This window comes from Methylobacterium sp. Leaf102, from assembly GCF_001422425.1.
Classification (GTDB): Bacteria; Pseudomonadota; Alphaproteobacteria; order Rhizobiales; family Beijerinckiaceae; genus Methylobacterium.
Genome location: NZ_LMMX01000001.1, coordinates 486,994 through 511,064 on the forward strand (window position 1 = coordinate 486,994; position 24,071 = coordinate 511,064).

A 24,071-nucleotide genomic window follows, 5' to 3' on the forward strand; every position below is an offset into this window, starting at 1 on the left:
TCCTTCGGCACCGATGTCACTCGGGTCGCCCGCGCAGAAGAATCTCGATGCGGCGGTTCTCGGCCGCCTTCGGGTCGGCGGGGTTGCGCGGCTGGCGGTCGGCGTAGCCCTCGATCCGCTCCAGGCGCGCATCGGCGAGGCCGCCGCGCACGAGCATGTAGGAGGCCATCTGGGCCCGAGCCGAGGACAGGCGCCAGTTGTCGTAGGTCTCGGAGCGGAACGGGCGCCCGTCGGTGTGGCCGCGCACGATCACCTGGCCGGGCCGGTCCTTGAGGATGCGGGCCACCTGTTCGAGGGCGCGCACCACCTTGGCCTGGGGCTCGGCCGAGCCGACGCCGAACATGCTGAAACTCACATCGTCCGTGAGGCTGATGAGGATGCCCTCGCCTGTACGCCGGACCTCGACACGGGGCGCCGGGGCGTTGCCCTGGGTCTGCACCGCCTTGGCGATCTCGGCCTTGAGGGCGGCGACGGCTGCCGTCTCGGCGGCGTCCGCCGCGGCCTTGACCGCGTTCGCCTCCCGGTTTTCCTTCTCCCGGTTCTCCTTGGTGGGCTTCGGCGCGGCGGCCTCGGCGGGCTTCGACGCGGCGGCCTCGGCGGGCTTCGGGGTCATCGGCAGGGGGGCGGGCAAACGGATCTCGCCGTCCTCGGGTAGGGCCGAGGCGAGCTGGATCGGCGCGGGCTTCGGCGCGCCGGTCGATGCGGTGCCCTTGGCCGGCGCAGTCGCGGCACGCGCGTCGAGGCGGCCCTCCTGCGGCAGGGGGCTGACCGTGGCGGCGGAGCCCGGCTGCTCCGTCCGTGCCTTCGCCACGGGGGCGACCTGCCAGTAGAGCGGATCGAACGGATCGCGCGCGGCCTCGCCGCCCCGGATGCCGGGCTCGCCGGTCTCGGAGGCGACGGTGTCGGCGCTGGAGAATTCGGCTTCGGCGTCCGCCGCGAGCTTGGCCAGGACCGCGTAGGGGTCCTGGAACAGGGCGGCCTCGCGGGCACGGCTGCCCGGGGCCGCATCGGCGCCCTTGCCGTCGCCCTTGCCCTCTGCCTTGCCATCCCCCTTGCCACCCGCCTCCTCGGCCTTGCCGTCCTCGGGGGACGGCTCGCCGGGGGTGTTCGTGGGATCGCGCACGCCCTTGCGATCGAAGGTGACGTCGGCGAGCTTCACGGGATTGAAGTACTGGGCGATGGCGGTCTTCGTCTCCTTGGTGGTGGAGCCGATGAGCCACAGCACCAGGAACAGGGCCATCATGGCCGTCATGAAGTCGGCGAGCGCGATCTTCCAGGCGCCGCCGTGGTGACCCTCGTCGTGGTCGGCGTGGCGCTTGATGATGATGATCTCGTGGTGATCGTCAGCCATCGCGCTAGGCTCCTTCGACGGCGGCAGTGAGCAGTCCGGCCCAGGCGCCGAGCTGCGTTTCGATCAAAGTCTGGTCCGACTGGATCGTGACCTCGACGGTCTCGGAAGGGCTGAAGGCCACGGTCGATTCCACCGCGCCGAGCTTGCCCGCGAGGGCGTCGAGGAGGTCGGCCGGCCCACCGATCCGCACGGGGGCGTGGCGCGGATCGCCGAGCAGCTGGGCGAGGGTCAGGGCGAGTTCGTCCACGGCCTGGCGCCGGAGGCCGGCCGTCAGCACCGGCACCAGCAGATTTCCGACGCGGTCGGTGAGCTGGCCCCCGAGGGCATGGATCGCGGCGGAGAATCCGGCAGCGAGGCGATCGCTCTCGGCCGCGCACCAATCCGCGCGGGCCGCCGCGAGGCGGGCGTCGAAATCGGCCTGCGCGAAGGCCAGGGCGGCGGCGGACTCGGCCTGCGCCTGGGTGCGCCCCTCGGCCCGGCCACGGGCTTCGGCGTCCTTGAGAAGCGCGGCCCGGTCCTCCGGCGGGGGAGCGGGGACGGCCGGCGAGGGCACACGCAGAAGAACGGCAAGACCTTCGGACGCGTCGGAATTCGCCGACGCAGGGAATGCGGCCGGAGGGCGGGACGCGGTCGCGGGGACGGAGAAGTCGGGGAGCAGGCGGGCGATCGCGGGGGCCATCACGCGGCCTCACGCAGGAGCCAGCGCTTCAGGATCTCGGCGGCCTGGGCTTCGTCGGTCTCGATCATCTGCTCCAGTCGCTTCTGCGGCGAGCGGGCGAGCTTGTCGGCGAGGTCCTCGATCATGCCGGCGACACCACCGGCGGGCGCGGCGAGGCTCGGCACATCGCCGGCGCCGACGGCGCTGTTCCCGAGGGCCAGCCCCGGCGCGGTTCCGTCGGCAAGGGCCGCGTTGCCGTTGGCGGCGGCCGTCGCGGCGGCCAACGCCAGAACCTCTTCCTGCTGGGCGGCGGGGATTTCGAGGATGGCGCGCATGGCCGGGCGCAGGCCGAACCAGATCAGCAGGCCGGCCACCAGCAGGATGGTGCCGGCGTTGATGAGGGTGGCCGACTGGCGCATCAGCACGTCCATGATCCCCAGCGGCGGCACGGCCTCCAGGGGCTGGCCGTCGTTGACGAAGCCGACGGCCGCGACCTTGACGTTGTCGCCGCGCTCCTTGTTGAAGCCGGCGGCCGAGCCGACGAGCTGCTCGATCTCGGCGACCTGGGCGTCGATCTGGGCCTTGGTGGCGTCTGGGCCGGCGAGGGAAGCGAGGCGCGCGCGGTTGACGAGGACCGCGACGGAGATCTGGCGGATGGCGTAGCCGTCGCTCACCGTCTGAATCGTCTGCGAGGAAATCTCGTAGTTGGTGAGATCCTCGCGCTTCTGGGTCTCGTTGCTGGAGGAGTCGTTGCCGTCCGATCGGGTGCGGGCGTCGGGCAGGTTCTGGGCCGCCGAGGTGGTCTTGGCGGCGTTGCGGTTCTGGGCGTTCTCGGTCTCGCGCACGGCCCGGGTCGAGCGCTCGACGCGCTGGTCCGGGTTGAAGATCGTCTCGTTCTTGACGGTCTTGTCGGTGTTGAGGCGGGCGGCGACGCTCACCTCGAAATTGCCGACGCCGAGGTAGGGGGTCAGGGTCCGGCGGATGTTGTCCTGAACCTCGTGCCCGATGGTCTTCTCGAGGGTCGCCATCTTGCCGGTCGGCTGGGCGTTGGTGTCGTCGCCCGACAGGAGCAGCGAGCCGCCGGAGCCGATCACGGTGACGCGGTCGGGCTTCATGCCGGGCACCGCCGAGGCGACGAGGTGGCGGATGGACTGGGCGCCGCTGACGTCGTCGGCGGGCTCGGTCCGGACCACGACGGAGGCCGAGGGCGGCTGCTGGTCGCGGCGGAACGAACCGCGGTCGGGGAGCACAATGTGGACGCGGGCGGCTTTCACGCCCTTCATGCCCTGGATGGTGCGGGCGATCTCGCCCTCCAGGGCGCGGACGCGGGTGACCTCCTGCATGAACGAGGTCATGCCGAGGGAGCCGAGATCGTTGAACAGCTCGTAACCGGACTTCGCGCTCTGCGGCAGGCCCTTCTCGGCCAGCAGCATGCGGGCCGTGGCGGTGTTGCCGTAGGAGACGAGGACGGCGGCGCCGTCGGCGCTCACGTCGAACGGGATGTTGGCGTCCTTCAGGACGCTGCCGATGCGCCCGACATCCTCACGGCTGAGGCCGGTGTAGAGCGTCTCCTGGGCCGGGCGGCTGAGATAGTACGCCCCGAGACCGACGGCGAGGAAGACCACCACGCCGATGAGCGAGAGGGCGGCGATCCGCCGTCCCCCGAGGGCGAGGATGTTGTTCCAGAGGCGTTCGGCGTGTTGGAGACCGGACATTCGGTGGGCTGCTCCGCTTCAGACCCGCGATCTGATGAAGCCCTTTTCACGATGCTGCCTTGCGCGGAGATTGCGCCGCATCATCGAAATGCGATGCCGGACGGGAACCTTTCGGGGGAACGCCTAAAAGAATGATCGTACCAGCCCGCTCACCAGCATGTTCCAGCCGTCGATGAGGATGAAGAACAGCACCTTGAACGGCAGGGAAATCACCGTCGGCGGCAGCATCATCATGCCCATGGACATCACCACCGTGGACACGATCATGTCGATGACGAGGAACGGCAGGGCGATGAGGAAGCCGATCTCGAAGCCGCGCCGCAACTCGGAGATCATGAAGGCCGGGATCAGGATGCGCAGGTCGACGGTCTCGCCGCCCTCGGCCTTCGGGATGGTGCGGCTGGCGAGATCCGTAAAGGTCTGGAGGTCCTTGGGGCGGACATGCGCCACCATGAACTCGCGGAACGGCTCGACGATCTTCGGAATCGCCTCGAGTTCGGTGATCTTGTTCTCGGTCAGCGGCCGCAGCCCCTCGTTCCAGGCCCGGTCGAAGGTCGGCGACATGACGTAGAACGTCATGAACAGGGACAGCGACACGAGGAAGATGTTGGCCGGGGTGCTTTGCAGGCCGAGCCCCGAGCGCAGGAACGAGAACGCGATGGCGAACCGGGTGAAGCTCGTCACCATCACGAGGAGGCCCGGCGCCAGAGACAGCACCGTGAGGAGCGCCACGAGCTGCAGGATGCGCCCGCTCGCGGCGCCGTTGCCGGCCGGCAGCATGGCATCGAGGGCCGGCAGGCCGGTGGCCGACTGCGCGCCGGCCACGCCCGTGAAGGCGAGGGTCGCTGCGGCCGCGAAGGCCAGGGTGGTGATGCGTCTCATGGGGTTTTCCGTTGGTCGCGCCCGCGTCGATCCTGGCGGCTCTCCTCCTCGCAAGGGGGAGGGAAGGTGCCCGCTATTGCACCACCAGCATCTCGACGATCAGTTCACGCACTTGACCCTTGGTGCGCAGGGCGACGCGCTCGTTGAGGTCCTCGCGCAGGTGCTGGAGGCCGCTGGCTCCCTCGATCTGGCGCATGGAGACCGTGCGCAGATACGCGACGATGTCGGCGCGGATCTCGGCCAGCGCGATATCGGGATTGGGGACGGCGCCGGTCTTGAACACCACGGAGGATTCGAGGCGCACCCAGGCATCACCCGAATCGGCGAGGTTGGTCACCACGGAGCCGACGGGGCGCAGGGCCAGATCACCGGTGTATTTCAGCACCTTCACCGCCTTGCTCTCGGCCTCCTTCGTCTTGCTGTCGACGGCCTTCTCGACCTTGGAGAGGAGATACATCCCCAAGCCTCCGCCGGTGCCGATGGCGACGAGGCTCACCAGCGCCAGGGCGGCGATCCAGCCCTTGCCGCCGCCCTTCTTCGTGTCGTCCTTGGCCGCCATCGCGTGCGTCTCCGCTTCAGGGGGGCGTCAGAACGGGGCCAGGGTTTCGAAGACCTGCTGGCCGACGCTCGGGCCCTGCACGTCGGTGATGCGCCCCCGCCCACCGTAGGAGATGCGCGCCTCGGCGATCTTGTCGTAGTCGATGGTGTTCTTGCGTGAGATGTCGCGCGGGCGGACGATGCCGGCGACGTTGAGCACGCGCACCTCGTTGTTGACCCGGACCTCCTGCGAACCCGAGATCACCATGTTGCCGTTGGGCATCTGCTCGGTGACGATGGCGGCGACCGACAGGCGCAGCACCTCGGACCGGTCGATGTTGCCCGCCCCCTTGGTCTCGGTGCCGGAGCGGATGCCCGCATCGGCCGTCGCCTTGTCGCTGAGCGCCGAGACGCCGTAGCCGAAATCGAAACCGAGGCTCGACTTCTGGCTGCGCGAGCGGTCGCTCGAATTGCCGAACTGGGCCTTGTCGTCGATGAGGATCGACACCGTGATCACGTCGCCGATGTTGCGCGCACGCGGGTCCTGGAACAGGTCGACGCTCGAAGGCGACCAAGTCGAGTGGTAGGTCCGGCGCGAGAGCGAACCGAAGGTGGTGGGCAGGGCCTCGCGCGGCGGGGACAGGCCCGTGCCGATCGGAGTGAGGAGGGGCGGCTGGCCGAGTTGGGCCATGGGCGTGTTGCAGGCCCCGAGCCCAGGCGCGAGGAGCGCCAGGACGAAGCCGGCGCGCAGACGGGTGGCAGGCATCAGGATTTCTCGCTTTCACGGGCTTTCTTGCCCGCATCGGTCATCATCCGGGCGAGCTGGGCGGCGCGGGCCGCCTCCATCTCGCTCAGGATCGCGCTCGCGGTGCGGGCGTTGAGCTTCGTCAGGATCGCGGCCGCGCCCTCGTCGGGCATGTTCGCGAGCTGGAGGGCGGCGGCGTCGGGGCGCATCTTCTGGTAGATCGCCACCACGCCGGTATCGGCCTTGGCGAGGAACTCGTTACGGCGCGCGAGCCAGGATTCGTACTCGGCGCGTTTCTCCTCGAGGCGCCGGATGCGCTCGTCGACCTGCTTTTCCAGGATCGCGAGCTGCTCCTTCTGCCAGGCGAAGCGGGCATCGGCCGCCGCGTCCGCGATGCTGGCGCAGTAGGGCGACGGCTTGGCGGGGGTGGCATTGGCGGACGCGGATCTGGCCGGCTCCGGCGCGGCCGGGGCTTCGGGCAACCGGACCTCGGCCACCTGAGCGACCTCGGGAAGCCGCACGGCGTCGGGCGCCACCTCGGCCGGCTTCGACTCGACCAGCTTGGTGTCGATCGGTTTGGTGTCGGCGAGTTTGGACTTGCCCGGAGCCGACTTCGGAAACGGGCCGGGATTGAGGCCGGACACCGCAGGCTTGCCACCTTCAGGCTTGCTGCCCTGGGCGCGCACGGGACCGAGAGCGAGGGAGGCCACGGCAAGCAGCCCCAGGCAAACCAGCATCCGCACGGCCATCGGGGCAAGCCCCCGGGACGGAACCGTCCGCGCGTGGCCCGGGACGACCATCCGGGCCGCCTCGCCGGCGATTCGCAGAGCCTTCGTCGAACTCATTGAACCACGAGCTCCGCCTGCAGGGCCCCGGAGGTCTTCACCGCCTGGAGGATCGAGATGATGTCGCTGGGCTTCAGGCCGACGTTGTTGAGGCCCCGCACCAGGGTCTGGAGATCGGACCCGCCGATGATCGCCATGCGGCCGGACTGCTCGTTGACGGCGACCTCCGTGCGCGGAACCACGGCCGTGACGCCGTTGGAGAACGGGGCCGGCTGGGCCACCTCGGGGGTTTCCGTCACCCGTACGGTCAGGTTGCCGTGCGTCACGGCCACGGTGGAGATCTGCACGTTGCGTCCGATCACCACGGTGCCGGTGCGCTGATCCACCACGACGCGGGCCGGCGCATCGGGCTGGACGGTGACATCGCCGATCTCGGCGATGAACCGGGTCTGCGTCACCTGCGGCGGGCGGATGAGCGCGATGGCGCGCTGGTCGCGGGCGGTGGCCACCCGGCGGCGGAAACGCTGCAGGGCGTAGGCGTTGATGGCGTCGGCCACCATCGTGGCGGTCTTGAAGTCGGGGTTCTTCAGTTCGAACACGAGTTCGGGCAGGTCGCGGAAGGTGCCCGGCACCTCGCGCTCGATCATCGCACCGTTGGGGATGCGCCCGGCGGTGGGCACGCCCTGCGTGATGGTTTCTGCCGCGCCGCCCACGGCGAAGCCCGACACGGCGAGCGGTCCCTGCGCGGCGGCGTAGGTCAGGCTGTCGCCGCCCATGAGGGGCGTCATCAAGAGGGTGCCGCCCTTGAGGGAGGTGGCGTCGCCGAGGGAGGTCACGGTGACGTCGATGCGCGAGCCGGTGCCGGTGTAGGGCGGCAGGTCGGCCGTCACCATCACGGCGGCGACGTTGCGGGTGCGCAGGCGCGCATCGCGGACGTTGATGCCCATGCGGTCGAGCATGGATTGCAGGGATTGCTCGGTGAACTGGGCGTTGCGCAGGGTGTCGCCCGTGCCCTGCAGGCCGGTGACGAGGCCGTAGCCCACGAGCTGGTTGTCGCGCACGCCCTTGAGGTTGGCGATGTCCTTGATGCGCGTGCCCATGGCCTGCGCCGGCAGCGCGGCCAGGACAAGCGCCAGGGCGAGGAACCAGAGGCGCATCACTGGCCGGAGCCGGTGCGGATGCGTCCGTCGGCCATCACCGTGCCGAGGACGATGCGTCCCGTATCGGCGTTGCGCACCCGGATGGTCTCGCCGAGTCCCCCGTTCTGGAGGGGCGAACCGACGGCGGTGATGAGCAGGCCCTGCTCCTCGAACACGATCTGCGTCGCCACGTTGCGGCTCACGAGGCGGGGATCCTCGACGGCGTTGACGGGCACGGGCTCGCCCGGCAGCAGCATCCGCCGCGCCGTACGACCGGCGATGGCCATGGGCGCGTCGATGACGGCGGTACGCGCCTTGAAGCTCTCGGGGTAGGCCTGGAGGCGCAGCATGCCCGGCTTGATCACGTCGCCGGCGTAGATCGTCACGGTGGGCACCGGCAGGAGCAGTTCGGTGGCCCGGGACGAGACGGGGCCGAACGGGACGGCGCAGGCGAGCGCCAGGGCCAGGCCCATGAGGCCACCCGCGAATCCGCCGCCGAAAGTCGTATGGCCCATGGTGGTCGTGCCTCGCTGTGAAGGGCCGGGCGGCGGGCGCGCGGGGCGCGGGCGGTCCGCCGGCGCCGGCCGGGTTCGATGGCGTCGGAATCGGGGTGGGTTCGGGATGGGCGGCGCCCGCTGACTCAGCGGATGCCCTTCGAGACCGTGCCGGCCATTTCGTCGGCGGCTTGGATCACCTTGGAATTCATCTCGAACGCGCGCTGGGCGGTGATCATGTTGGTGATCTCCTTCACCGGATCGACGTTGGAGCTCTCGAGGTATCCCTGCTGGATCTTGCCGAAGCTCAGGTCGCCCGCGACCCCCACCACGGCGGCACCCGAAGCGGCGGTCTCGCGATAGAGGCCGTTTCCGAGGGGTTCGAGGCCGGATTCGTTGGCGAAGTTGGCGAGCGAGAGCTGGCCGATGTTCTGGGCCTGGACCTGGCCGTCGATCTTGGCGAAGACCTGACCGGACCCGTTGATCACCACGTCGACGGCGTTGGCCGGGATCGTGATGGCGGGCTCGACGGTGTAGCCCTCGAGGGTCACGAGCTGCCCGGTGTTGTTGCGGTTGAACGAGCCCGCCCGGGTGTAGTTGATCTCGCCGTTGGGGTTGGTGATCTGGAAGTAGCCGCGCCCGTTGATGGCCATGTCGAGCTGATTGGCGGTGTTGGCGAGCGGCCCCTGCCGGTGCAGGTTGCGGATGGCGGCCGTGCGCACGCCGAGGCCGAGCATCGCGCCCTCGGGCACCGGCTCCTGGCCGGCCTGGTTCGGGACGCCCTGCTGGCGCTCGGCCTGATAGAGCAGATCGGTGAACTCGGCCCGCGCGCCCTTGAACCCGGTGGTGTTCAGGTTGGCGATGTTGTTCGCGATGACTTCGAGGTTCATCTGCTGGGCGTTCATGCCCGTCGCGGCGATGGCGAGTGCTCTCATGGTTTTGGGAGTCCTTCGAGCCTCAGCCCGAACAAGGGGAACCGGTTCTTGTCGTGAAGCGCTGCGCCGACCTCAGATCGCCATGCGGCTGAGTTCGAGATAGGCGGCGACGACCTTGTCGCGTACGGCGATGGCGGTCTGCAGGCTCTGCTCGGCGGACATCACCGCCTCCACGACCTGCTGCGTCGAGGCCTTGCCCTGGATCCCCGAGATGGCCGTGGCCTCGCCGGTGCGCAGCGAGGTGCGGACCCCGGCGGCGAGCTGGGCCATGACGTCGCCGAAATCGGCCCCCGGCAGGGCGCCGCCCGTGGACGCTGCCGGCATGGTGGCGAAGCTCGCCGGCCGCAACGGGGCGGCGGCGCTGGGGCCGGAAAGGCCGGCGGCCCTGTCGAAGGCCGAAAGCGAGGCGAGGGCTTCGATCATCGGCGCAAACTCACGTTCTCAGGAGGTCGATGATGCTGGAGACCATGGCGCGAGCCTGCTTGATCACCTGCACGTTGGCTTCGTAGGAGCGGTTGGCCTCGCGGATGTCGGCCATCTCGATCAGGGCGTTGACGTTGGGCAGCTTGACGTTGCCCTCGGCATCCGCCGCCGGGCTCCCCGGATCGCGCTCGATGCGGAACGGGCTGGTGTCGGTACCGATGCTGCGCAGCTTGACGCTGGACCCGCCGGCGGCGCGGTCCATGGCGGCGGAGAAGCTGACGGTCTTGCGCGAATAGGGGTCGGCGCCGGGGGAATCGCCCACCGACTGGGCGTTGGCGACGTTCTCGGCGGCGATGCGAAGGCGCAGGGACTGCGCCTCCATGCCGGCACTGGCGAAACGGGTCGAGGCGGCGAGGGGATCGATCATCAGCTGCGCACCGCCGCCTTCAGCATCCGGTCGAATGCCTTGACGATCCCCATGTTGAGCCCGTGGTCGCGGCTGACCTCGCCGGCCTTGAGCATCTCCTGCTCGAGGCTCACGGAACTGCCGGTGCTCAGGGCATCCCAGGCGTCCGCCGCCGTGACGGGCTTCGTGGGGATGCGTCCCTCTTCCGAGGCGACGTGGGTGCTCGCCGTCATCGCGAGACCGGCGGCGCCGGTGCGGGCCATCACGTCGGCGAAGGGCACGACATCGCGGGCCTTGTATTCGGGTGTGTTGGCGTTCGCCACGTTGCTGGCGATGGTCGCCTGCCGCACGCCGAGATACCGGGCCTGCTGCGAGGCGAGGTCGAAAAGATAGACGCCTGTCACCGCGCGCTCCGAATGCATTCGATATCCGCTTCCTAGGGAACCAATCTTGTCCCAGGCTGACGCGCGACGTGGCCCGGCCGGCGGCTTGACAGGGTCATCGGCTGCGCCTCAGTGCCACCCTCCCCTCGATCGTGCTGCGCCCACGCGCCGAGCCCTCTCATCAGGCGTCCCATGCCGGTCCCGTTTCCGCCCCGCGTCCCCGGTCGATCCGCTTGAGCGGTCCCGACGCCCGACGCCCGCAGGCGTCCCGCCATGCCGGGGGCGCGACCGTCGGCCCCGGCGAGGACGAGCATTGGATTCCGGCCAAGAACCGGTTTTCGCGGGTGGTGTTCGGTTTCCCCGACCTCACCGGCGACGCGTGGTGCAGCCTGCGTTTCCGGCTCGGCTGGGACGCGGAGGAAGCCGCCGCGGGCGCCCTGGATTTCGCCCTCGTGGGGATCGATTGCCTGGCCCCCGACGGATCGAGCCTCGATTTCGACCACGTGCCGGGCCTCGACCGGACCCTCCTCGACCCGCACGGCACCTGGATTCCCGGACCGGCCTACCTGCCGGCGGAGGCCCAGGCCCTGCGCGCCGGCATCTGCCGGCTGGCCTTCCTGCTGCCGGCCCCCGCCGCCGCGATCACCGTCACCATCCGCTCTTGGCGCAACACACGCCCATTCACGGTGGCGGAGGCCACCCTGGCCCAGGGCGGCCCCTCCCCTTCCCCGCGCGTGCGTCGCCGCCTCGCGCCGGAGCCGGACTGGATCGTCCATGCCCTGGTGCCGGGCTGCGGTCTCGTCCTGCGGGGACAGATCTTCACGGCCGTCCCGCGGAGCCACGCGGCCCTGGCGCGCGTGGTCTACCGGGACGCCGCCGGCGCCGCGCTGGAACCGCCCTATCCGAGCACGATCTCGGTGCCGTCCCTCGGGGCCCTCGTCGATCTCTCCGCGCACCAGCAGGCCCGGCGCTTCACCCTGGAACTCGCCCCCGTGCCGGGTGCGGAGCGGGTCGAAGTGGGGTTTGCCACCTGGGACGCCGGGAGCCCGGACGCGGAACTGCTCGCCGCTCCCGAGATCGCCCTTGAGGATCGCCTGCGCCTGGAGAACCTGTGCGGCGACGATGCCCTCGACGCGCCGGACTTCCTCGCCCGCCTCGCCGAGCGCCTCGACCTGCCCGTCTCCTCCATCGCCGGCTGGTGCCCGGGCCCGGAGGCGGCCGCGATCCCGCAGGTGCTCGCCCTGGCGCGAGATCTCCAGCGCGGTGAAGGCGCCCCGCGCACGGGCCTCGACCGGGTCCTGCGCCTCGGTCCGCAGACGGCGTGGACGGTGCCCGAGCGACCCGACTGGAGCGAAGACCCCTTCCGGTCGGTGGCATGGCGGATCGAATACCAGGGTCTCGGCTGGCTCGTCGCCCTGGCGGGGACGCCCGGGGGAGCGGCCACGGCCCTCGGCCTCGCCGTGTCGTGGTCGCGGGCCAACCCGTGGGGGTCGCCCGCCGACGGCCTCGCCCTGCACCCCTCGGCCCTTGCGACCCGAACCGAAACCCTCGTCCATCTCCTCGGGCGTGCGGGCATGCCGGGCAGTGCCGCCGCCCTGGTGCTGACGGGCGAGGTGGTGCGCCATGGCTTCGCCCTTGCCGAGATCGTCGGCCAGAACACCTTCGGGCGCTCGCTGCACCAGATTCAGGCGGCGGCGGTGCTGCACGGCGTCGCCCGCGCCCTGCCGCGCCTGCCCCTGGCCGCCCATTGGCTCGGCCTCGCCGAGGCGGGCCTGCGCGCCGGCGTGGAGAGCCAGCTCGACGCCGAGGGGCGTTTCGCGGCGCCGTCCCTCCACCAGCGCCTCGAACTCGCGACCCTCCTGCGGGTCCTCGCCCGGAGCGTGGGCGACGACGGCCTCGCGGGGTTTCTCTCAGGCCGGGTCGCCAAGGTCCTGCCGGGCCTCGCGGGCCTCCTCGATCCGGGGGGACGCCTGCCGCCCTTCGGCGATACGCCCGCCAACGGCGATGCGGCGGGCTGGATCGGGCGCCTCGTGGCACGCTCCGGAAGCACCTTGGTGGCCGAGCGCCGCGACCCGCGCGGTCGCCCCGCCGCGAGTGTCCCACGCCTGCCGTCGGACGCCGGGACGGACATGATCGCGGCCCGCTCGGATGCCCCCGGACGGGGCTGGTCCCACTTCGCCTGCACGTTCACGGGCCAGACCTCCACCGGTCAGGGGCACCGCGACTGCACCTCCTTCGTCCATGCCAGCGAGGGCGTGCGCTGGGTCGTCGAGGCCGGGAGCTCGGCACAGATCGAGACCGGGCCGGCACGCCACCACATCCTGTCGGCCCATGGCCACAACGTCGCCTGGCCGGACGGGTGCGAACCCGGGGCCGGCGCGGCCCGGCTCGCCGGGGCCATCCGCCTCGACGGCGCCCAGGCCTGCGCCATCGCCACCACCGTGCACGGGCCGGCCTACGATCACCGCCGCGTCTTCGTCCTCCTCGACGACCTTTCGGGCCTCGCCGTGCTCGACCGGTTCACGGCCGGTGACGGGCCGGTGACGTTCGAGGGCCTCGTCCATTTCGGCCCCGACATCGTCGCGGCCCTGGCCGGCCCGCGCCGGGCCATGGCGCAGTCCGGCCGCGCCCGACTCTCCGTCGTGCCCGTGGCGCTGACGGGCCGGACGGCGGGCTTGTCCCTCGCCATCGGCTGCAACGAACACCCGGGCGGTCTGCGCGGCTTCGTCTCGGACGGCGGCGGGCCGCTCCGACCGGCGAGCGTCCTGCGCTACGCCATTGCGGGCCGGACCGGGGCCTGCGGCGGCGTCATCCTCGGGTCCGATGCATCCGGGGAAGCGCGCCTCGCCCGCCTCGTGACCGAGGCGGCGGTGTCGGGTCTGCTCGCGGGACGCTGATCCCGAGCGAACGGCGCAAGGCAGATCCGCGCGACACGGCGCGGTCAAGGCGTTGCATATCCGCGCCATAACCATCATCACACGACCCAGATTTTCGGGCCGTTCGGATCGCCATCGTCAGGATGCCGCGAGCCGAAGAGTCGGCAGTTCGGCGCCGCCCGTGATCGCCAAGCACAAGAGAAGCATCCGTATGAAGACGCGCGCAGCGGTGGCGTGGGAGGCCAAGAAGCCCCTCACCATCGAGACGATCGATATCGAAGGACCCAAGGCCGGCGAGGTTCTCGTCGAACTCATGGCCACGGGCATCTGCCACACCGACGCCTACACCCTGTCGGGCCTCGATTCCGAGGGCAAATTCCCGGCGATCCTCGGCCACGAGGGCGCGGGTATCGTCCGCGAAGTCGGCGCCGGCGTCACGGACCTCAAGGTCGGCGACCACGTCATCCCGCTCTACACGCCCGAATGCCGCAGCTGTAAGTCCTGCCTGTCGCAGCGCACCAACCTCTGCACCGCGATCCGCGCGACGCAGGGCCAGGGCGTGATGCCGGACGGCACCTCGCGCTTCTCCTGCGTCTCCACCGGCGGCAGCCCGGGCGGCTCGAACTCCGTGTTCCACTACATGGGCTGCTCGACCTTCTCGAACTTCACGGTCCTCCCCGCCATCGCCCTGGCGAAGATCCGCGAAGACGCCCCCTTCGACAAGATCTGCTACATCGGCTGCGGCGTCACCACCGGCATCGGCGCGGTGATCTACACCGCCAAGGTCTGGCCCGGCGCCAACGTGGTGGTGTTCGGCCTCGGCGGCATCGGCCTCAACGTACTCCAGGCCGCCCGGATGGTCGGTGCCGACAAGATTATCGGCGTCGACATCAATCCGGACAAGCAGGAGATGGCCCGCAAGTTCGGCATGACCCACTTCATCAATCCGAAGGAGGTCGGCAACGATCACGTCGTCGCGGCGATCCTCGACGCCACGGGCGGCGGCGCCGATTTCTCGTTCGACTGCACCGGCAACGTCAACGTCATGCGCCAGGCCCTCGAATGCTGCCACCGCGGCTGGGGCGAGTCGATCGTCATCGGCGTGGCGGAGGCCGGCAAGGAGATCTCGACCCGTCCGTTCCAGCTCGTCACCGGCCGCGTCTGGAAGGGCTCGGCCTTCGGCGGCGCGCGCGGCCGCACCGATGTGCCGAAGATCGTCGACTGGTACATGGAGGGCAAGATCAACATCGACGATCTGATCACCCACACCATGCCGCTCGAAGACATCAACCACGGCTTCGACCTCATGCACGAGGGCAAGTCGATCCGGTCGGTGGTGGTATACTAAGACGGATCTTGGCTGACACTGCCTCCCTCCCCCTTTGTGGGGAGGGAAAATCCATGCCCCCAGCAGGAGAGCACACATGGAAACCATCTCGAAGGCCCGCGCCCACGGCGGCACGCAGGGCGTCTACAAGCACGATGCGACGACCACCGGCTGTCCGATGACCTTCGCGGTGTTCGTGCCGCCCCAGGCCGAGAACGGTCCGGTGCCGGTGCTGTGGTACCTGTCGGGCCTCACCTGCACCCACGCCAACGTCATGGACAAGGGCGAGTACCGCAAGGCGGCGGCCGAGCACGGCGTGATCATCGTGGCGCCCGACACCAGCCCGCGCGGGCCCGGCATCCCCGACGAGGACGGCAACTGGCAGTTCGGCTCCGGCGCCGGGTTCTACGTTGACGCCACCGAGGCGCCCTACGCCACGAACTACCGGATGTGGAGCTACGTCACCGAGGAGCTGCCCGCCCTCATCGCCAAGGAATTCCCCGCCGACATGACCCGCCAGGGCATCTTCGGCCACTCCATGGGCGGCCACGGGGCGCTGACCATCGCGTTGACCTATCCCGACCGCTTCAAGTCCTGCTCGGCTTTCGCCCCGATCGCCCAGCCCTCCACGGCCGGATGGTCGAAGCCGGCCTTCGAGAAGTACCTCGGAACCGACACCGCCGCATGGCGCGCCCACGACGCCACGGCACTGATCGAGGACGGCCACCGCTTCCCGGAGTTCCTGGTCGATCAGGGTACGGCCGACAGCTTCCTCGACGACGGCCTTCGCCCCTGGCTGCTCGACGAGGCCTGCAAGACGGCCGGGATCGCCCTGACCCTCAACATGCGCGAGGGCTACGATCACTCGTACTACTTCATCTCGACCTTCATGGCCGATCACATCGCCTGGGCCGCCGCCCGCCTGAAGTAGTTTTTGGTCTCTCCGGCCTCCAGGGCCGGGGAGACCTTCGCGTCACGAGCGGACTTCGCGCTTGGCGACGAAGTTGAACTCCTCGACGAGAACATCCTTCACCACGTCGGCGCCGAGTCGCGCGTTGACCGCCTTGCGGACCTCCGCGAGGCGCTGGGTGACGTTGTAACGCGACAGGCGTTTGAAATCGATCTGCGGGTCGGCGTAGATCTGCCGGAAGGTCTCGTCGACCACGAAGGCGTTGGGTGGCACCGGAAGAGTGTGCATCAACCGCGCATCGGCAGTGAAGACAAGAACCGCGACGATGTAACCCTGCACCTTGCCGTCCGCCACCATGGGAACATTGATCGGCGGCAGCTTCTGGTACTGTAGACCCTCGAGATACGGCTCCTCCTTCTTGGCGAACAGACCGCTGCCCCAGGTCACCGCCCCGTAGCAGGACAGGATGGTGACGGCGCAGATCCACAGGCCGGTGAAGAGGATTTTCATGCGCTCACACCTGGTGCCGATAGGGGATCAACGGCGCAGGTGGCCGGAATAGGTGCCGTCGGATTCCGAATCCCGGATCGCCTGGGTGACGATCTCCGAGATCTCCTCGACGGCGCGCAGGTGCTGGCCGACGACGCCCTGGTTGCGGTTCAACGCCCGGCTCAGGCGCGCGAGCTGGTCGGCGACCTCGGGCGCGATTTGGTCCGGGTCGAGGCCCCGGGTCAGGCGGGTGAGTTCGAGGAGGCTCTGACTCTTGCGCAGGTTCACCGCTTCCTGATCGAACGGACGGTGGGTCAGGAGCGCTTCCGTCTCGGCCGCGACGACGGCTTCGAGCCGCTTCAGGGATGCGATCAGCATGGTCGGTCCTTTCACGCGCCCGTCGCTTGATCGACCGAGCCGGCCGGGCGGATCTTGTCCGGGGCGGTCTTGTCCAGCGACGTCTTCTCCAGGGGACGCGCGGCCTCCAGCATCTTGGCGATGCCGAGGCCGCCGGCCTTGGCGACCTGGGTGCCGATCTGATCGGCGAGCATCGACTTCCAGATGCCGCCGGCATTGCCCTTGCCGAACACCGAAGCGGCCTTCGACGGCATCATGGTCTCGACGAACTGGCGCAGGACGAAGGCCTCGAACTGCTTGTAGGGATCGCCGATCTTGCCCGCGCCCGAGATCACGTTGTCGGTCTGGAGTGCCGTGAGGGTCGAGCGCGCGTCGAGGGGCATGTGCACGGACGTGCCGGCCATGCGGTACGCGTCGTTGAAGGCGGCCGGATCGGTGGCGCCCGGCGCAGACAGCTTGGCCGTCGCCTCCTGGTAGCGCGCCGGATCGGCGGCCCGGGCCACGTCGAGAACGATATCGGTGGGAGTGGAGATGCTCATGGCTGCCGCGACGCTTCGAAGGGAATGGCCCGTCGGCGATAGGGGATAGGCCCCGTGGCTTTCGGGAGGCTTGCGTGGGAAAGGCTTGCGTCGGAAAGATGTGCGTCGGGAATGCTCACGAGGCGCCGCCACGGGCGGCCAGCAGGTCGAGCTGTTCCAGCATGTCGGCCCGTTCGCGCTCGCGGGCGCGGGTTTCGGCCAGCGCCTCGACCTGGCGCCCGACGCGCTTCTCGGCGAGGCCCCGCTCCCGCACGAGCCCGGCCCGATGGGTGGCGGTGGCGTCGAGTTGCGTCGCCTCCCCGGCCAGGGCCCTGAGCCGGCGCGCGGCGGCATCGAGGAACAGGCCGTGCATGGTCTCGCCGGCAAGCGTCGTGAGCATCGCCGCGCGGTCGGCCTCGACGCGGGCGAGGTCGCGCCGGGTCGCGGCGAGGTCGCGCTCGGCGATCCCCCGCATCTGCTCCTGCACGGTGAGGAGCCGGCGCGCGCGCTCCAGGCGCTGGCGGGTGGTGACGGCCATGCCCTAACCCCGTCGCAGGTAGTCGACGTAACCCATGAGGAACTGCGTCATGAACTCGTTCGAGAGGTAGTAGAGCAGCAGCAATCCGCCGAACATGATGAACGGCGTCGCGATGAAGTAGACCGGGATCTGCGGCACCAGCTTGTTGATGAAGCCGGCGGTCAGGTTCACCGCCACGGCGTAGACGATGAACGGCGCGGTGATGCGCAACGCCAGCACGAAGGCGGTGCCGATCTGATCGACGATCCGCACCAGGGCGGCCTGGGTGCCGATGCCCTCGCCCGGCGGGATGCGAGCGTAGGAATCGACCAATCCGCGAAACAGCTCCCAATGCAGGTCTGCGGCGAACAGCAGGGCGGTGGCCGCCATCATGATCAGGGCCTCGACCGCCGGTACCGGATCGGTCCCCTCGGCCACGGAGCCCGGCATGCCGCCGAACCCCACCATGGTGGCGGCGGCATTCATCGCCGTTTCCAGCACCGTGAAGAAGATCCGTCCGAGAAAGCCGATCACGAGCCCCGTCATGGTCTCGCTGGCGATCCAGGCCAGGGTGGTGGCCGGGTCCTGTGCCGCCAGCCGGCCCTGGAACAGCGGCTGGATCAGGGGCGTCATGGCCAGCGACGCCGTGAGGGCGATGAGCAGGCGGACCTGCCCGGGCACGCGCGGGCTGGAGAAGCCCGGCACCACGAGGAGGCACCCGCCGACCCGGCAGAAGATCAGGAAGGCGGCCAGAATGCCCTCGGGTGCCCCGGCGACCACGCGCAGTGGCCTTACGAGATCGTCCCGAGGGACCGGATCTCCACCCCCCGGGCGATCTCGAGGTGCGAGAGCACGGCGAGCGTCGGGTAGAGCCGCTCGATGATCATCCGCACGTAGGGGCGGGCATCCGGCGCGGTGACGAGGGCGAAGCTGCGGGTCTCGCGCATGTGCTTGCGGATCGCCTCACCGGCTTCCGTGCCGAACTGCTCGACGAGGCGCGGATCGATGTCGAACTCGACGACCTCGCCCTTGGCGTCGCGCTTGAGGCTCTGGTGGAACGAGAGGTCCCAGGCGCTGCCGAGCCGCAGCACCGCGAGCGTCCCGTTCTCGGCGAGATCGCCGCAGATCTGCTGGGCGATGCGCATGCGCACGTGCTCGGCGATCTGTTCGGCGCGGCGGGCGTGCGGCGTGATCTCGGCGACCGCCTCGAGAATGAGGTGGAGGTTGCGGATCGAGACCCGCTCGGAGAGCAGGAGCTTCAGCACCGCCTGGAGGCCCGAATACGAGATCTGCGACGGGCAGATCTCGTCGAGGAGACGCTTGTACTCGGGGTCGAGGCGGTCGAGGAGGCCGCGCATGTCCTTGTAGGACAGGAGCTGGGGCAGATTGTTGCGGATGACCTCGGACAGGTGGGTGAGGAGCACGGACGCGCCGTCGATGGGCTCGAAGCCGCCGCGCCGTACTTCGGCCCCGTAGGAATCGAGCACCCAGCGGGCCTTCATGCCGAAGGCCGGCTCACGGACTTCGTCGCTCGGCACATCCGGGACGGGTCCGTCGCCGACGACGACGAGGAGTTGGCCTGGGCGGATCTCCTGGGTCGCCGCCACGGTGCCGTGGATGAGGATCTGGTAGGATTTCGGAGCCAGCGCGATGCTGTCCGTGAGCTTGATGTCGGGGACGACGAAGCCGTACTGGCGGGCGAACTTGCGGCGCATCTTCGCGACCCGATGCGACAGCTCGGATTGCGAGGTGGCGAACTGGGCCGAGATCTGGCGCCCGAGGCAGAGCTCGATCTCGGGGGTCTTGAGCGATTCCTTGACGGACAGGGATTCCCGGGCGGCGAGCTGCTTCTGGTCCTCGACGGCGAGTGTCCGGGCATCGACCACGGCCTTCTGCGCGGCGATCTTCTTCGGGATGGCGTAGGCGGTGAACGCCATCAGCCCCGACAGGACCATGAACGGCAGGAAGGGCAGGCCCGGCACCAGGGCGAACAGGAACATCAGGGCGGCGGCGACGGCGAGCGCGCGCGGATAGGCGCCGAGCTGGCCCATCACCGCCTGCTCGGCGGTGCCCCGGGTCCCGCCCTTCGAGACGAGGAGGCCCGCCGCCAGCGAGACGATCAGGGCCGGGATCTGCGAGACGAGCCCGTCGCCGACCGAGAGCTTGGTGAACACGTCGGCCGCCTGGCCCAGCGGCATGCCGTGGCGGGTGGTGCCGATGATGATGCCGCCGAAGACGTTGACCGCGATGGTGATGAGCGAGGCGATGGCCTCGCCGCGCACGAACTTCGACGCGCCGTCCATGGAGCCGAAGAACGCGCTCTCCTCCTCGAGTTCGCGGCGGCGCCCCTGCGCCTCCTTGTCGTCGATGAGGCCGGCGTTGAGATCGGCGTCGATGGCCATCTGCTTGCCGGGGATGGCGTCGAGGGTGAAGCGCGCCCCGACCTCGGCGATGCGGGTGGCACCCTTGGTGATGACGAGGAAGTTCACCGTGATCAGGATGAGGAACACCACGATGCCGATGACGAAGTCGCCGCTCATCACGAACTGCGAGAAGCCCTGGATGACGTGACCGGCGGCCGAGACCCCGTGCTGGCCGTTGGCCAGGATCAGTCGCGTGGTGGCGATGCCGAGCGCGAGGCGCAGCAGGGTCGCGATGAGCAGCACCGTGGGGAAGGCCGAGAATTCGAGCGGCTTCTTGATCCAGAGGGCCACCATCAGGATCAGCACCGACAGGGCGATGGAGAAGGCGAGCCCGATGTCGAGGAGGATCGCCGGCACCGGCAGGAACAGGATCGCCAGGATGGCGATGATCCCGGCGGCAAAGCCGATATCCCGCTGGGACTTGCGCTCGATGACGATCGCGTCGCTTGCCGCCATGGCGGATGCCTACCCCGTGAATGAACGGGGCCTTGTCGCGGTTCAAGCTTGCGTGGGGATGGGGGCGTGCCGCTTCATCGCCCCGGGCACGGCCGGCCGTGATAGAAGAGCGCCTCGCCCGAAGGTCGGGCGCACGGGAGACAAGCCCATGAAAGTCGTCACATGAAGGTCGTGGCGGATCTGTGCATCGTTCCCATGGGGGTCGGCCCGTCGGTCTCGCCCTACGTGCGGGAAATCAAGGCGATCATCGACGCCAGCCCGCTCACCGCCGAGATGCATGCCAACGGCACCAACATCGAGGGCGAACTGAGCGAGATCTGCGCACTCGCCGAAGCCTGCGAGGCCCGCCTCGCCGAACTCGGTGTCGACCGCGTGTTCTTCACGATGACGTTCTCGTCGCGCCGGGACAAGGTGCAGGCCATGGCCGACAAGCTGAAGGCCGTGTCGTAGGAACGCCGTGCCGCAGGAAAGCGAAGCACGCGTTCCGCCTCCTCCCGAGCGCTTTGTGCTGGGGCTTCCCCCACTCGGCGCGGCCGGATGGCTCTCCGATCAATTGAGGCCTCGCGCTTGCAGCGGGCGCTCCGTGGCACCACCTCGGCCGCAGGGTCACAATTGAGGATTGGAATGGCGCGCTTCATCGCGATCGAAAAGGCGACGGGACAGGTCTACGGCGACACGGCTCGGTTTGGTCAGGCCGGCGATGTCGATTCGCCCGTCGACGCGGTCTGTCTGTTCGACCGCCAATTCCGGCGGGCTCCCCGCGGCTTCGGTCACGTCGGTCCCGCGAGCAAGTCCGCGAGCTACGACGTCTACAAGATCGAGAAGTCCGATCCGGATCGCGCCACGGCGAACGACACCGAGGCCCATACCCTCGTGCATGAACACGGGTCGTGGGTGGTCGCCCTGGTGACCTACAATTCCTGACGCCGGACCGGCATTCGCCCAGCGGCCCGCGAAGACCGCCGGGGGGCACCGGCGACGCCCGTCAGAACCCCGTGACGATGCGCCCGTAGGTGGCCTCGGCGAAGGTCGAGATCTGGCCGCCGATGAACGACGAGGTGATGAGGAGCACGAGCAGGATCACCACGATCTTCGGCACGAAGGTCAGGGTGACCTCCTGGATCTGTGTGAGCGCCTGCAGTAGCGCGATGGCGATGCCGATGAGCATCGCCGCGCCGATCGCCGGGCCGGCGCCGACGATCACCGTCCAGATCGCGGCGCGCACGAGTTCGAGGGCATCGACCTCGTTCATCCGCTGACCTTTCTCGCGTGGTAATCCCTGATGGGTCGCTGCCGCGTCCCGCCCGTTGTCGGTCCTACACGGATTTCACCCGTGGGGTGAGTGGACCTCACTGCGAGAGCGAGATGCCCTCGGCGAGCAGGACGTCCTTGCCGTTGGTGAGGCGGGCGAGCGCGCCTTCGCTCGTGATCTTCACGGACTGGACCTCGCCGGTGGTGTTGCCGTCGGCGGACGTGATGGTGCGGCCGATGATCTGGTCCGCCTGCGAGAGGAAGCTCGAGGACAGCAGGGAATCGAGCTTGGAGTTGGTCTTCGTCGCCTGCTCGACCTGCGAGAACGTGGCGAGCTCACCGACATAGGCGGTGGAATCCATCGGCTTCGTCGGATCCTGGTTCTTGAGCTGCGCCATGAGCAGGGTCAGGAACGTGTCCGCGTTCATCGAGGCAGCGACGCCGCTCGCGGATTTGGCCGCGGTGGCGGCCGTGGCCGTCTGTGTGGGGGGGGTGCTGGTGCTGCTTCCGACGGCCATGACGAGCGGGTCTCCGGGGTGAGGGCCTTCAGGCCGTGCGGGGAAGAGATGGCGCGCGGCCGGGGCCGCGCGCGGGTGGGGCGGAGAGCTCAGGCCCGGCGATGCCGGTGGCTTCGGCGAGCAGGGCCGCCTCCGCCCTGTACAGGCCGCGGATCAGCTTGAGCGCCTCGATGAGACGGTCGGCCTCGACGCAGGCGCCCGCCGCCGCGAGACCGTCGCGGATGTCCGGCTCGGTCACGGCCGCGAGGATGCCGGCCTGGAGCGTCCGGTAGAGGTCGCGTGCGCGCGCGGCGTTGGCGGGCTCCATCACCATGGTCTGGGCCGCGAAGTAGAGCTGGCGCAGGGGCGTCGTCGCCTCTTCGGGCTGGAGCACGTGGGTCTCCAGCAGGAACGTCGCATCGTTGAGAAGTTCGAGGGAGACCTTGCGGTCAACGCGCAGGACGGCGCCGTTGATGAAGACCCGCTCGCCGGCGCGCAGGGACAGGCGCATGCCGGATCTCACCGCAGGCCGTTGCGGATCGAGGCGTTGACCTCGATCAGCGCGGAGAAGCCATGGGTGGGCGTGCTGAGGACGGCATTGGACTCGCGCATGCTCCACAGGCCGAGGGACACGAGGTCGGCGCGCAGGGCCTCGGGCAGGGCGTTCTCGGGGCTGGTGAGGTCGTCGATGAGGACCGCCCAGAGTTTCTGGATGAACTCGGCCGCCGCCGTCCGGTCGGCCACGGCCGCCGCCGGATGATCGGCGATGCGCATGAGATCGAGCGCCCGGTCGAAGGCGGCGCGCTCGCGTTCGCGGCCGATCTCGGGGGCGTCTTCCAGAATCTCGGCGTAGGAAAACTGGTACATGGCAATCCGCCTCGTTGTGTCCGGGCCCGCCGCGCCGCTGTCGCGTTTCGGGGCTGTCGTGTCCCGCGCACCGGCCAGGCCGCCGCGCCGGGAAAGGGTCGCCTCAGAGGTAGGAGACCAGGCTCAGCTGACGCAGCTGGGCGGTTAGGGAGTAGGAAATCTGCATCTGGGTCGTCAGCTGGTCGATCCGCGTCTTGGTCTCGGCGGTATCGATCCCCTCCATCGCCTGCACCTGTTTGTCGAGGAGCGCCTTCTGCGCATCGAGACGGGTGTTCGCATCGGAGATCCGCGCCTGCGCGCGACCGAGATTGGCCTGGATCGACACCAGCCCCTTGCTCGCCTCGCCGAGTAGGCCCGCGACCCGATCGGTCGCGACGGCCTGCACGTCGGCCGGCAGGCGCGACAGGTCGAGGCCCGACGCGACGACGTAGGCCATGGCGAGCCGGCGGATGGCGGGCGCATTGGCCGTCGCGGACGTCTCCACGGTCTCGCTGAGGGAGATGCGGCTGTCGAGGGTGGTATCCGACGCCTTCGACCAGTTGGCCTTCCAGGCGCCGTTGCCGAACAGGGTGTCGAGGGGGCCGCCCTCCGCGAGGAAGGCCTCCATCCCTGCGGCACTCATGGACGTGCCGCCCGCAAGGGTGAAGGCCGCATCGACGGCCGACTTCGCCGCCGATCCGGCTCCGTAGGCAGTCATGGGCGACGCCCCCGTGTTGGTCCCCCCGAAGACGGATTGGCCGTCGGCGGCGGTGTTCAGCACGGCGGTCAGCGCCGCGAGCTGGCTCGCGGCCATGTCCTTCACCACGGCCGCGCGGTCCGCCACCGGTACGCCGATGAGGGTCTTGAGGGTCGAATCCGCGGCCGCCTGGATCTGCTGGAGCGCCGCCTGGGTCGTGCTCAGGCGCAGGGTCGCCCCGGCATTGCCGTCCTGCAGCGCCTGAAGCTCCGATTTCTGCTGGCGCAGTCCGAGGGCCAGGCCGGTCCGGCTGCCGAGTTCGAGGCCGACATCGGCGTAACGGCCCGTGGCGAGCTCCTTGGTGCCCTGTGCGATCTCCGTCTGCATTCGCTGGGCGCCGGTGCGCGGTGCGTTCCAGAGACTCAAGGTCGAGGTGGCATTCATCCGCATGGCG

Annotated in this window: 28 protein-coding genes and 1 pseudogene; 5 read left to right on the forward strand and 24 right to left on the reverse strand. The window is 69.5% G+C overall.

The features are described from left to right. Positions 1–16 precede the first annotated feature (16 nt). The 13 genes and pseudogenes from ASF27_RS02330 to flgB all read right to left on the reverse strand — a co-directional run bounded on the left by ASF27_RS02330 (position 17) and on the right by flgB (position 10,474). Positions 17–1,351, reverse strand: coding sequence for a MotB family protein (locus tag ASF27_RS02330; protein WP_056357440.1), 1,335 nt, complete (start codon positions 1,349–1,351; stop codon positions 17–19). A 4-nt stretch (positions 1,352–1,355) separates the two neighbouring features. Further along, positions 1,356–2,030 carry a hypothetical protein gene (locus tag ASF27_RS02335; RefSeq protein ID WP_056303001.1) on the reverse strand — a complete coding sequence of 225 codons (675 nt, stop codon included), beginning with the start codon at positions 2,028–2,030 and terminating at the stop codon, positions 1,356–1,358. Then, positions 2,030–3,724 (reverse strand): flagellar basal-body MS-ring/collar protein FliF, encoded by a 1,695-nt coding sequence (gene fliF / locus ASF27_RS02340; RefSeq protein WP_056166431.1) that lies wholly within the window; start codon positions 3,722–3,724, stop codon positions 2,030–2,032. Before fliF ends, ASF27_RS02335 begins: the two co-directional genes overlap by 1 nt. A 123-nt stretch (positions 3,725–3,847) precedes the next feature. After that, entirely contained in the window at positions 3,848–4,606 is a 759-nt protein-coding gene (fliP, locus tag ASF27_RS02345; protein ID WP_056357443.1) for a flagellar type III secretion system pore protein FliP, read from the reverse strand. Positions 4,607–4,679: 73 nt separating this feature from the next. Continuing rightward, positions 4,680–5,165, reverse strand: a complete 486-nt coding sequence (locus ASF27_RS02350; protein WP_056166427.1) for a flagellar basal body-associated FliL family protein — start codon at positions 5,163–5,165, stop codon at positions 4,680–4,682. A 27-nt stretch (positions 5,166–5,192) separates the two neighbouring features. Further along, positions 5,193–5,909: a flagellar basal body L-ring protein FlgH gene (gene flgH / locus ASF27_RS02355; protein ID WP_056166424.1), complete on the reverse strand. Its 717-nt coding sequence runs from the start codon at positions 5,907–5,909 to the stop codon at positions 5,193–5,195. Then, positions 5,909–6,295 (reverse strand): annotated as a pseudogene (locus tag ASF27_RS23470) (MotE family protein); the annotation flags it as partial. The gene flgH and the pseudogene ASF27_RS23470, both read right to left, overlap by 1 nt. 434 nt (positions 6,296–6,729) lie before the next feature. Continuing rightward, positions 6,730–7,830: a flagellar basal body P-ring protein FlgI gene (gene flgI, locus ASF27_RS02365; RefSeq protein WP_056166419.1), complete on the reverse strand. Its 1,101-nt coding sequence runs from the start codon at positions 7,828–7,830 to the stop codon at positions 6,730–6,732. Continuing rightward, a complete protein-coding gene (flgA, locus tag ASF27_RS02370) occupies positions 7,830–8,327 on the reverse strand; it encodes a flagellar basal body P-ring formation chaperone FlgA (protein WP_082478752.1) in 498 nt (165 codons plus the stop codon). The genes flgI and flgA overlap by 1 nt, the downstream gene beginning before the upstream one ends. A 125-nt stretch (positions 8,328–8,452) precedes the next feature. Continuing rightward, a complete protein-coding gene (gene flgG / locus ASF27_RS02375; protein WP_056166416.1) occupies positions 8,453–9,241 on the reverse strand; it encodes a flagellar basal-body rod protein FlgG in 789 nt (262 codons plus the stop codon). Between the two features lie 72 nt (positions 9,242–9,313). After that, on the reverse strand, positions 9,314–9,664 hold the full coding sequence (locus tag ASF27_RS02380; RefSeq protein WP_056166413.1) for a flagellar hook-basal body complex protein FliE: 351 nt from the start codon (positions 9,662–9,664) through the stop codon (positions 9,314–9,316). A gap of 10 nt (positions 9,665–9,674) precedes the next feature. Beyond that, a complete protein-coding gene (gene flgC / locus ASF27_RS02385) occupies positions 9,675–10,091 on the reverse strand; it encodes a flagellar basal body rod protein FlgC (RefSeq protein WP_056166410.1) in 417 nt (138 codons plus the stop codon). Then, entirely contained in the window at positions 10,091–10,474 is a 384-nt protein-coding gene (flgB, locus tag ASF27_RS02390; protein WP_056166935.1) for a flagellar basal body rod protein FlgB, read from the reverse strand. The genes flgC and flgB overlap by 1 nt, the downstream gene beginning before the upstream one ends. Positions 10,475–10,686: 212 nt before the next feature. On the opposite strand from flgB, the gene ASF27_RS02395 reads away from it, so the two are divergent. The 3 genes from ASF27_RS02395 to fghA all read left to right on the forward strand — a co-directional run bounded on the left by ASF27_RS02395 (position 10,687) and on the right by fghA (position 15,587). Next, a complete protein-coding gene (locus ASF27_RS02395; protein WP_056357446.1) occupies positions 10,687–13,350 on the forward strand; it encodes a heparinase II/III family protein in 2,664 nt (887 codons plus the stop codon). Positions 13,351–13,540: 190 nt separating this feature from the next. Then, complete coding sequence (locus tag ASF27_RS02400) at positions 13,541–14,677, forward strand: S-(hydroxymethyl)glutathione dehydrogenase/class III alcohol dehydrogenase (protein WP_056166932.1); 1,137 nt, start codon at positions 13,541–13,543, stop codon at positions 14,675–14,677. A gap of 76 nt (positions 14,678–14,753) precedes the next feature. Further along, complete coding sequence (gene fghA, locus ASF27_RS02405) at positions 14,754–15,587, forward strand: S-formylglutathione hydrolase (protein WP_056357449.1); 834 nt, start codon at positions 14,754–14,756, stop codon at positions 15,585–15,587. 42 nt (positions 15,588–15,629) lie between these two features. On the opposite strand, the gene ASF27_RS02410 is transcribed toward fghA, so the two are convergent. The 6 genes from ASF27_RS02410 to flhA all read right to left on the reverse strand — a co-directional run bounded on the left by ASF27_RS02410 (position 15,630) and on the right by flhA (position 20,326). Next, positions 15,630–16,076: a hypothetical protein gene (locus tag ASF27_RS02410; protein WP_056303012.1), complete on the reverse strand. Its 447-nt coding sequence runs from the start codon at positions 16,074–16,076 to the stop codon at positions 15,630–15,632. A 27-nt stretch (positions 16,077–16,103) separates the two neighbouring features. Then, positions 16,104–16,433, reverse strand: a complete 330-nt coding sequence (locus tag ASF27_RS02415; RefSeq protein WP_056166399.1) for a hypothetical protein — start codon at positions 16,431–16,433, stop codon at positions 16,104–16,106. 11 nt (positions 16,434–16,444) lie between these two features. Then, a complete protein-coding gene (locus ASF27_RS02420; RefSeq protein ID WP_082478754.1) occupies positions 16,445–16,951 on the reverse strand; it encodes a rod-binding protein in 507 nt (168 codons plus the stop codon). Positions 16,952–17,066: 115 nt separating this feature from the next. Beyond that, positions 17,067–17,468, reverse strand: coding sequence for a hypothetical protein (locus ASF27_RS02425; protein WP_056357451.1), 402 nt, complete (start codon positions 17,466–17,468; stop codon positions 17,067–17,069). A 3-nt stretch (positions 17,469–17,471) separates the two neighbouring features. Beyond that, a complete protein-coding gene (fliR, locus tag ASF27_RS02430; protein WP_056166392.1) occupies positions 17,472–18,227 on the reverse strand; it encodes a flagellar biosynthesis protein FliR in 756 nt (251 codons plus the stop codon). 11 nt (positions 18,228–18,238) lie between these two features. Further along, a complete protein-coding gene (flhA, locus tag ASF27_RS02435; protein ID WP_056166391.1) occupies positions 18,239–20,326 on the reverse strand; it encodes a flagellar biosynthesis protein FlhA in 2,088 nt (695 codons plus the stop codon). Positions 20,327–20,488: 162 nt separating this feature from the next. Here flhA and ASF27_RS02440 point away from each other — a divergent pair, with 162 nt between their 5' ends. Next, the gene (locus ASF27_RS02440; RefSeq protein ID WP_056166388.1) at positions 20,489–20,776 is read left to right on the forward strand and encodes an MTH1187 family thiamine-binding protein; all 288 of its coding nucleotides are present in this window, start codon (positions 20,489–20,491) and stop codon (positions 20,774–20,776) included. Between the two features lie 174 nt (positions 20,777–20,950). Next, positions 20,951–21,250: a hypothetical protein gene (locus ASF27_RS02445; protein WP_056263352.1), complete on the forward strand. Its 300-nt coding sequence runs from the start codon at positions 20,951–20,953 to the stop codon at positions 21,248–21,250. Between the two features lie 61 nt (positions 21,251–21,311). Here ASF27_RS02445 and ASF27_RS02450 read toward each other — a convergent pair whose 3' ends face one another. From ASF27_RS02450 to ASF27_RS02470, 5 genes are all read right to left on the reverse strand, one after another. Continuing rightward, positions 21,312–21,578, reverse strand: coding sequence for a flagellar biosynthetic protein FliQ (locus ASF27_RS02450; RefSeq protein ID WP_056166382.1), 267 nt, complete (start codon positions 21,576–21,578; stop codon positions 21,312–21,314). A gap of 97 nt (positions 21,579–21,675) precedes the next feature. Continuing rightward, entirely contained in the window at positions 21,676–22,095 is a 420-nt protein-coding gene (gene flgD / locus ASF27_RS02455; protein ID WP_056166380.1) for a flagellar hook assembly protein FlgD, read from the reverse strand. 28 nt (positions 22,096–22,123) lie between these two features. Next, positions 22,124–22,585 (reverse strand): flagellar biosynthesis repressor FlbT, encoded by a 462-nt coding sequence (flbT, locus tag ASF27_RS02460; protein ID WP_056263347.1) that lies wholly within the window; start codon positions 22,583–22,585, stop codon positions 22,124–22,126. Between the two features lie 8 nt (positions 22,586–22,593). Beyond that, complete coding sequence (flaF, locus tag ASF27_RS02465) at positions 22,594–22,941, reverse strand: flagellar biosynthesis regulator FlaF (protein WP_056166375.1); 348 nt, start codon at positions 22,939–22,941, stop codon at positions 22,594–22,596. Positions 22,942–23,044: 103 nt separating this feature from the next. Next, on the reverse strand, positions 23,045–24,067 hold the full coding sequence (locus ASF27_RS02470) for a flagellar hook-associated family protein (protein WP_056357453.1): 1,023 nt from the start codon (positions 24,065–24,067) through the stop codon (positions 23,045–23,047). Positions 24,068–24,071 lie beyond the last annotated feature (4 nt).

Coding starts and splice junctions, on each gene's coding strand:
- ASF27_RS02330 (WP_056357440.1), bottom strand. CDS start 1,351: ATGGCTGACGATCACCACGAGATCATCATCATCAAGCGCCACGCCGAC.
- ASF27_RS02335 (WP_056303001.1), bottom strand. CDS start 2,030: ATGGCCCCCGCGATCGCCCGCCTGCTCCCCGACTTCTCCGTCCCCGCG.
- fliF (WP_056166431.1), bottom strand. CDS start 3,724: ATGTCCGGTCTCCAACACGCCGAACGCCTCTGGAACAACATCCTCGCC.
- fliP (WP_056357443.1), bottom strand. CDS start 4,606: ATGAGACGCATCACCACCCTGGCCTTCGCGGCCGCAGCGACCCTCGCC.
- ASF27_RS02350 (WP_056166427.1), bottom strand. CDS start 5,165: ATGGCGGCCAAGGACGACACGAAGAAGGGCGGCGGCAAGGGCTGGATC.
- flgH (WP_056166424.1), bottom strand. CDS start 5,909: ATGCCTGCCACCCGTCTGCGCGCCGGCTTCGTCCTGGCGCTCCTCGCG.
- flgI (WP_056166419.1), bottom strand. CDS start 7,830: ATGCGCCTCTGGTTCCTCGCCCTGGCGCTTGTCCTGGCCGCGCTGCCG.
- flgA (WP_082478752.1), bottom strand. CDS start 8,327: ATGGGCCATACGACTTTCGGCGGCGGATTCGCGGGTGGCCTCATGGGC.
- flgG (WP_056166416.1), bottom strand. CDS start 9,241: ATGAGAGCACTCGCCATCGCCGCGACGGGCATGAACGCCCAGCAGATG.
- ASF27_RS02380 (WP_056166413.1), bottom strand. CDS start 9,664: ATGATCGAAGCCCTCGCCTCGCTTTCGGCCTTCGACAGGGCCGCCGGC.
- flgC (WP_056166410.1), bottom strand. CDS start 10,091: ATGATCGATCCCCTCGCCGCCTCGACCCGTTTCGCCAGTGCCGGCATG.
- ASF27_RS02400 (WP_056166932.1), top strand. CDS start 13,541: ATGAAGACGCGCGCAGCGGTGGCGTGGGAGGCCAAGAAGCCCCTCACC.
- fghA (WP_056357449.1), top strand. CDS start 14,754: ATGGAAACCATCTCGAAGGCCCGCGCCCACGGCGGCACGCAGGGCGTC.
- ASF27_RS02410 (WP_056303012.1), bottom strand. CDS start 16,076: ATGAAAATCCTCTTCACCGGCCTGTGGATCTGCGCCGTCACCATCCTG.
- ASF27_RS02415 (WP_056166399.1), bottom strand. CDS start 16,433: ATGCTGATCGCATCCCTGAAGCGGCTCGAAGCCGTCGTCGCGGCCGAG.
- ASF27_RS02420 (WP_082478754.1), bottom strand. CDS start 16,951: ATGAGCATCTCCACTCCCACCGATATCGTTCTCGACGTGGCCCGGGCC.
- ASF27_RS02425 (WP_056357451.1), bottom strand. CDS start 17,468: ATGGCCGTCACCACCCGCCAGCGCCTGGAGCGCGCGCGCCGGCTCCTC.
- flhA (WP_056166391.1), bottom strand. CDS start 20,326: ATGGCGGCAAGCGACGCGATCGTCATCGAGCGCAAGTCCCAGCGGGAT.
- ASF27_RS02440 (WP_056166388.1), top strand. CDS start 20,489: ATGAAGGTCGTGGCGGATCTGTGCATCGTTCCCATGGGGGTCGGCCCG.
- ASF27_RS02445 (WP_056263352.1), top strand. CDS start 20,951: ATGGCGCGCTTCATCGCGATCGAAAAGGCGACGGGACAGGTCTACGGC.
- ASF27_RS02450 (WP_056166382.1), bottom strand. CDS start 21,578: ATGAACGAGGTCGATGCCCTCGAACTCGTGCGCGCCGCGATCTGGACG.
- flgD (WP_056166380.1), bottom strand. CDS start 22,095: ATGGCCGTCGGAAGCAGCACCAGCACCCCCCCCACACAGACGGCCACG.
- flbT (WP_056263347.1), bottom strand. CDS start 22,585: ATGCGCCTGTCCCTGCGCGCCGGCGAGCGGGTCTTCATCAACGGCGCC.
- flaF (WP_056166375.1), bottom strand. CDS start 22,941: ATGTACCAGTTTTCCTACGCCGAGATTCTGGAAGACGCCCCCGAGATC.
- ASF27_RS02470 (WP_056357453.1), bottom strand. CDS start 24,067: ATGCGGATGAATGCCACCTCGACCTTGAGTCTCTGGAACGCACCGCGC.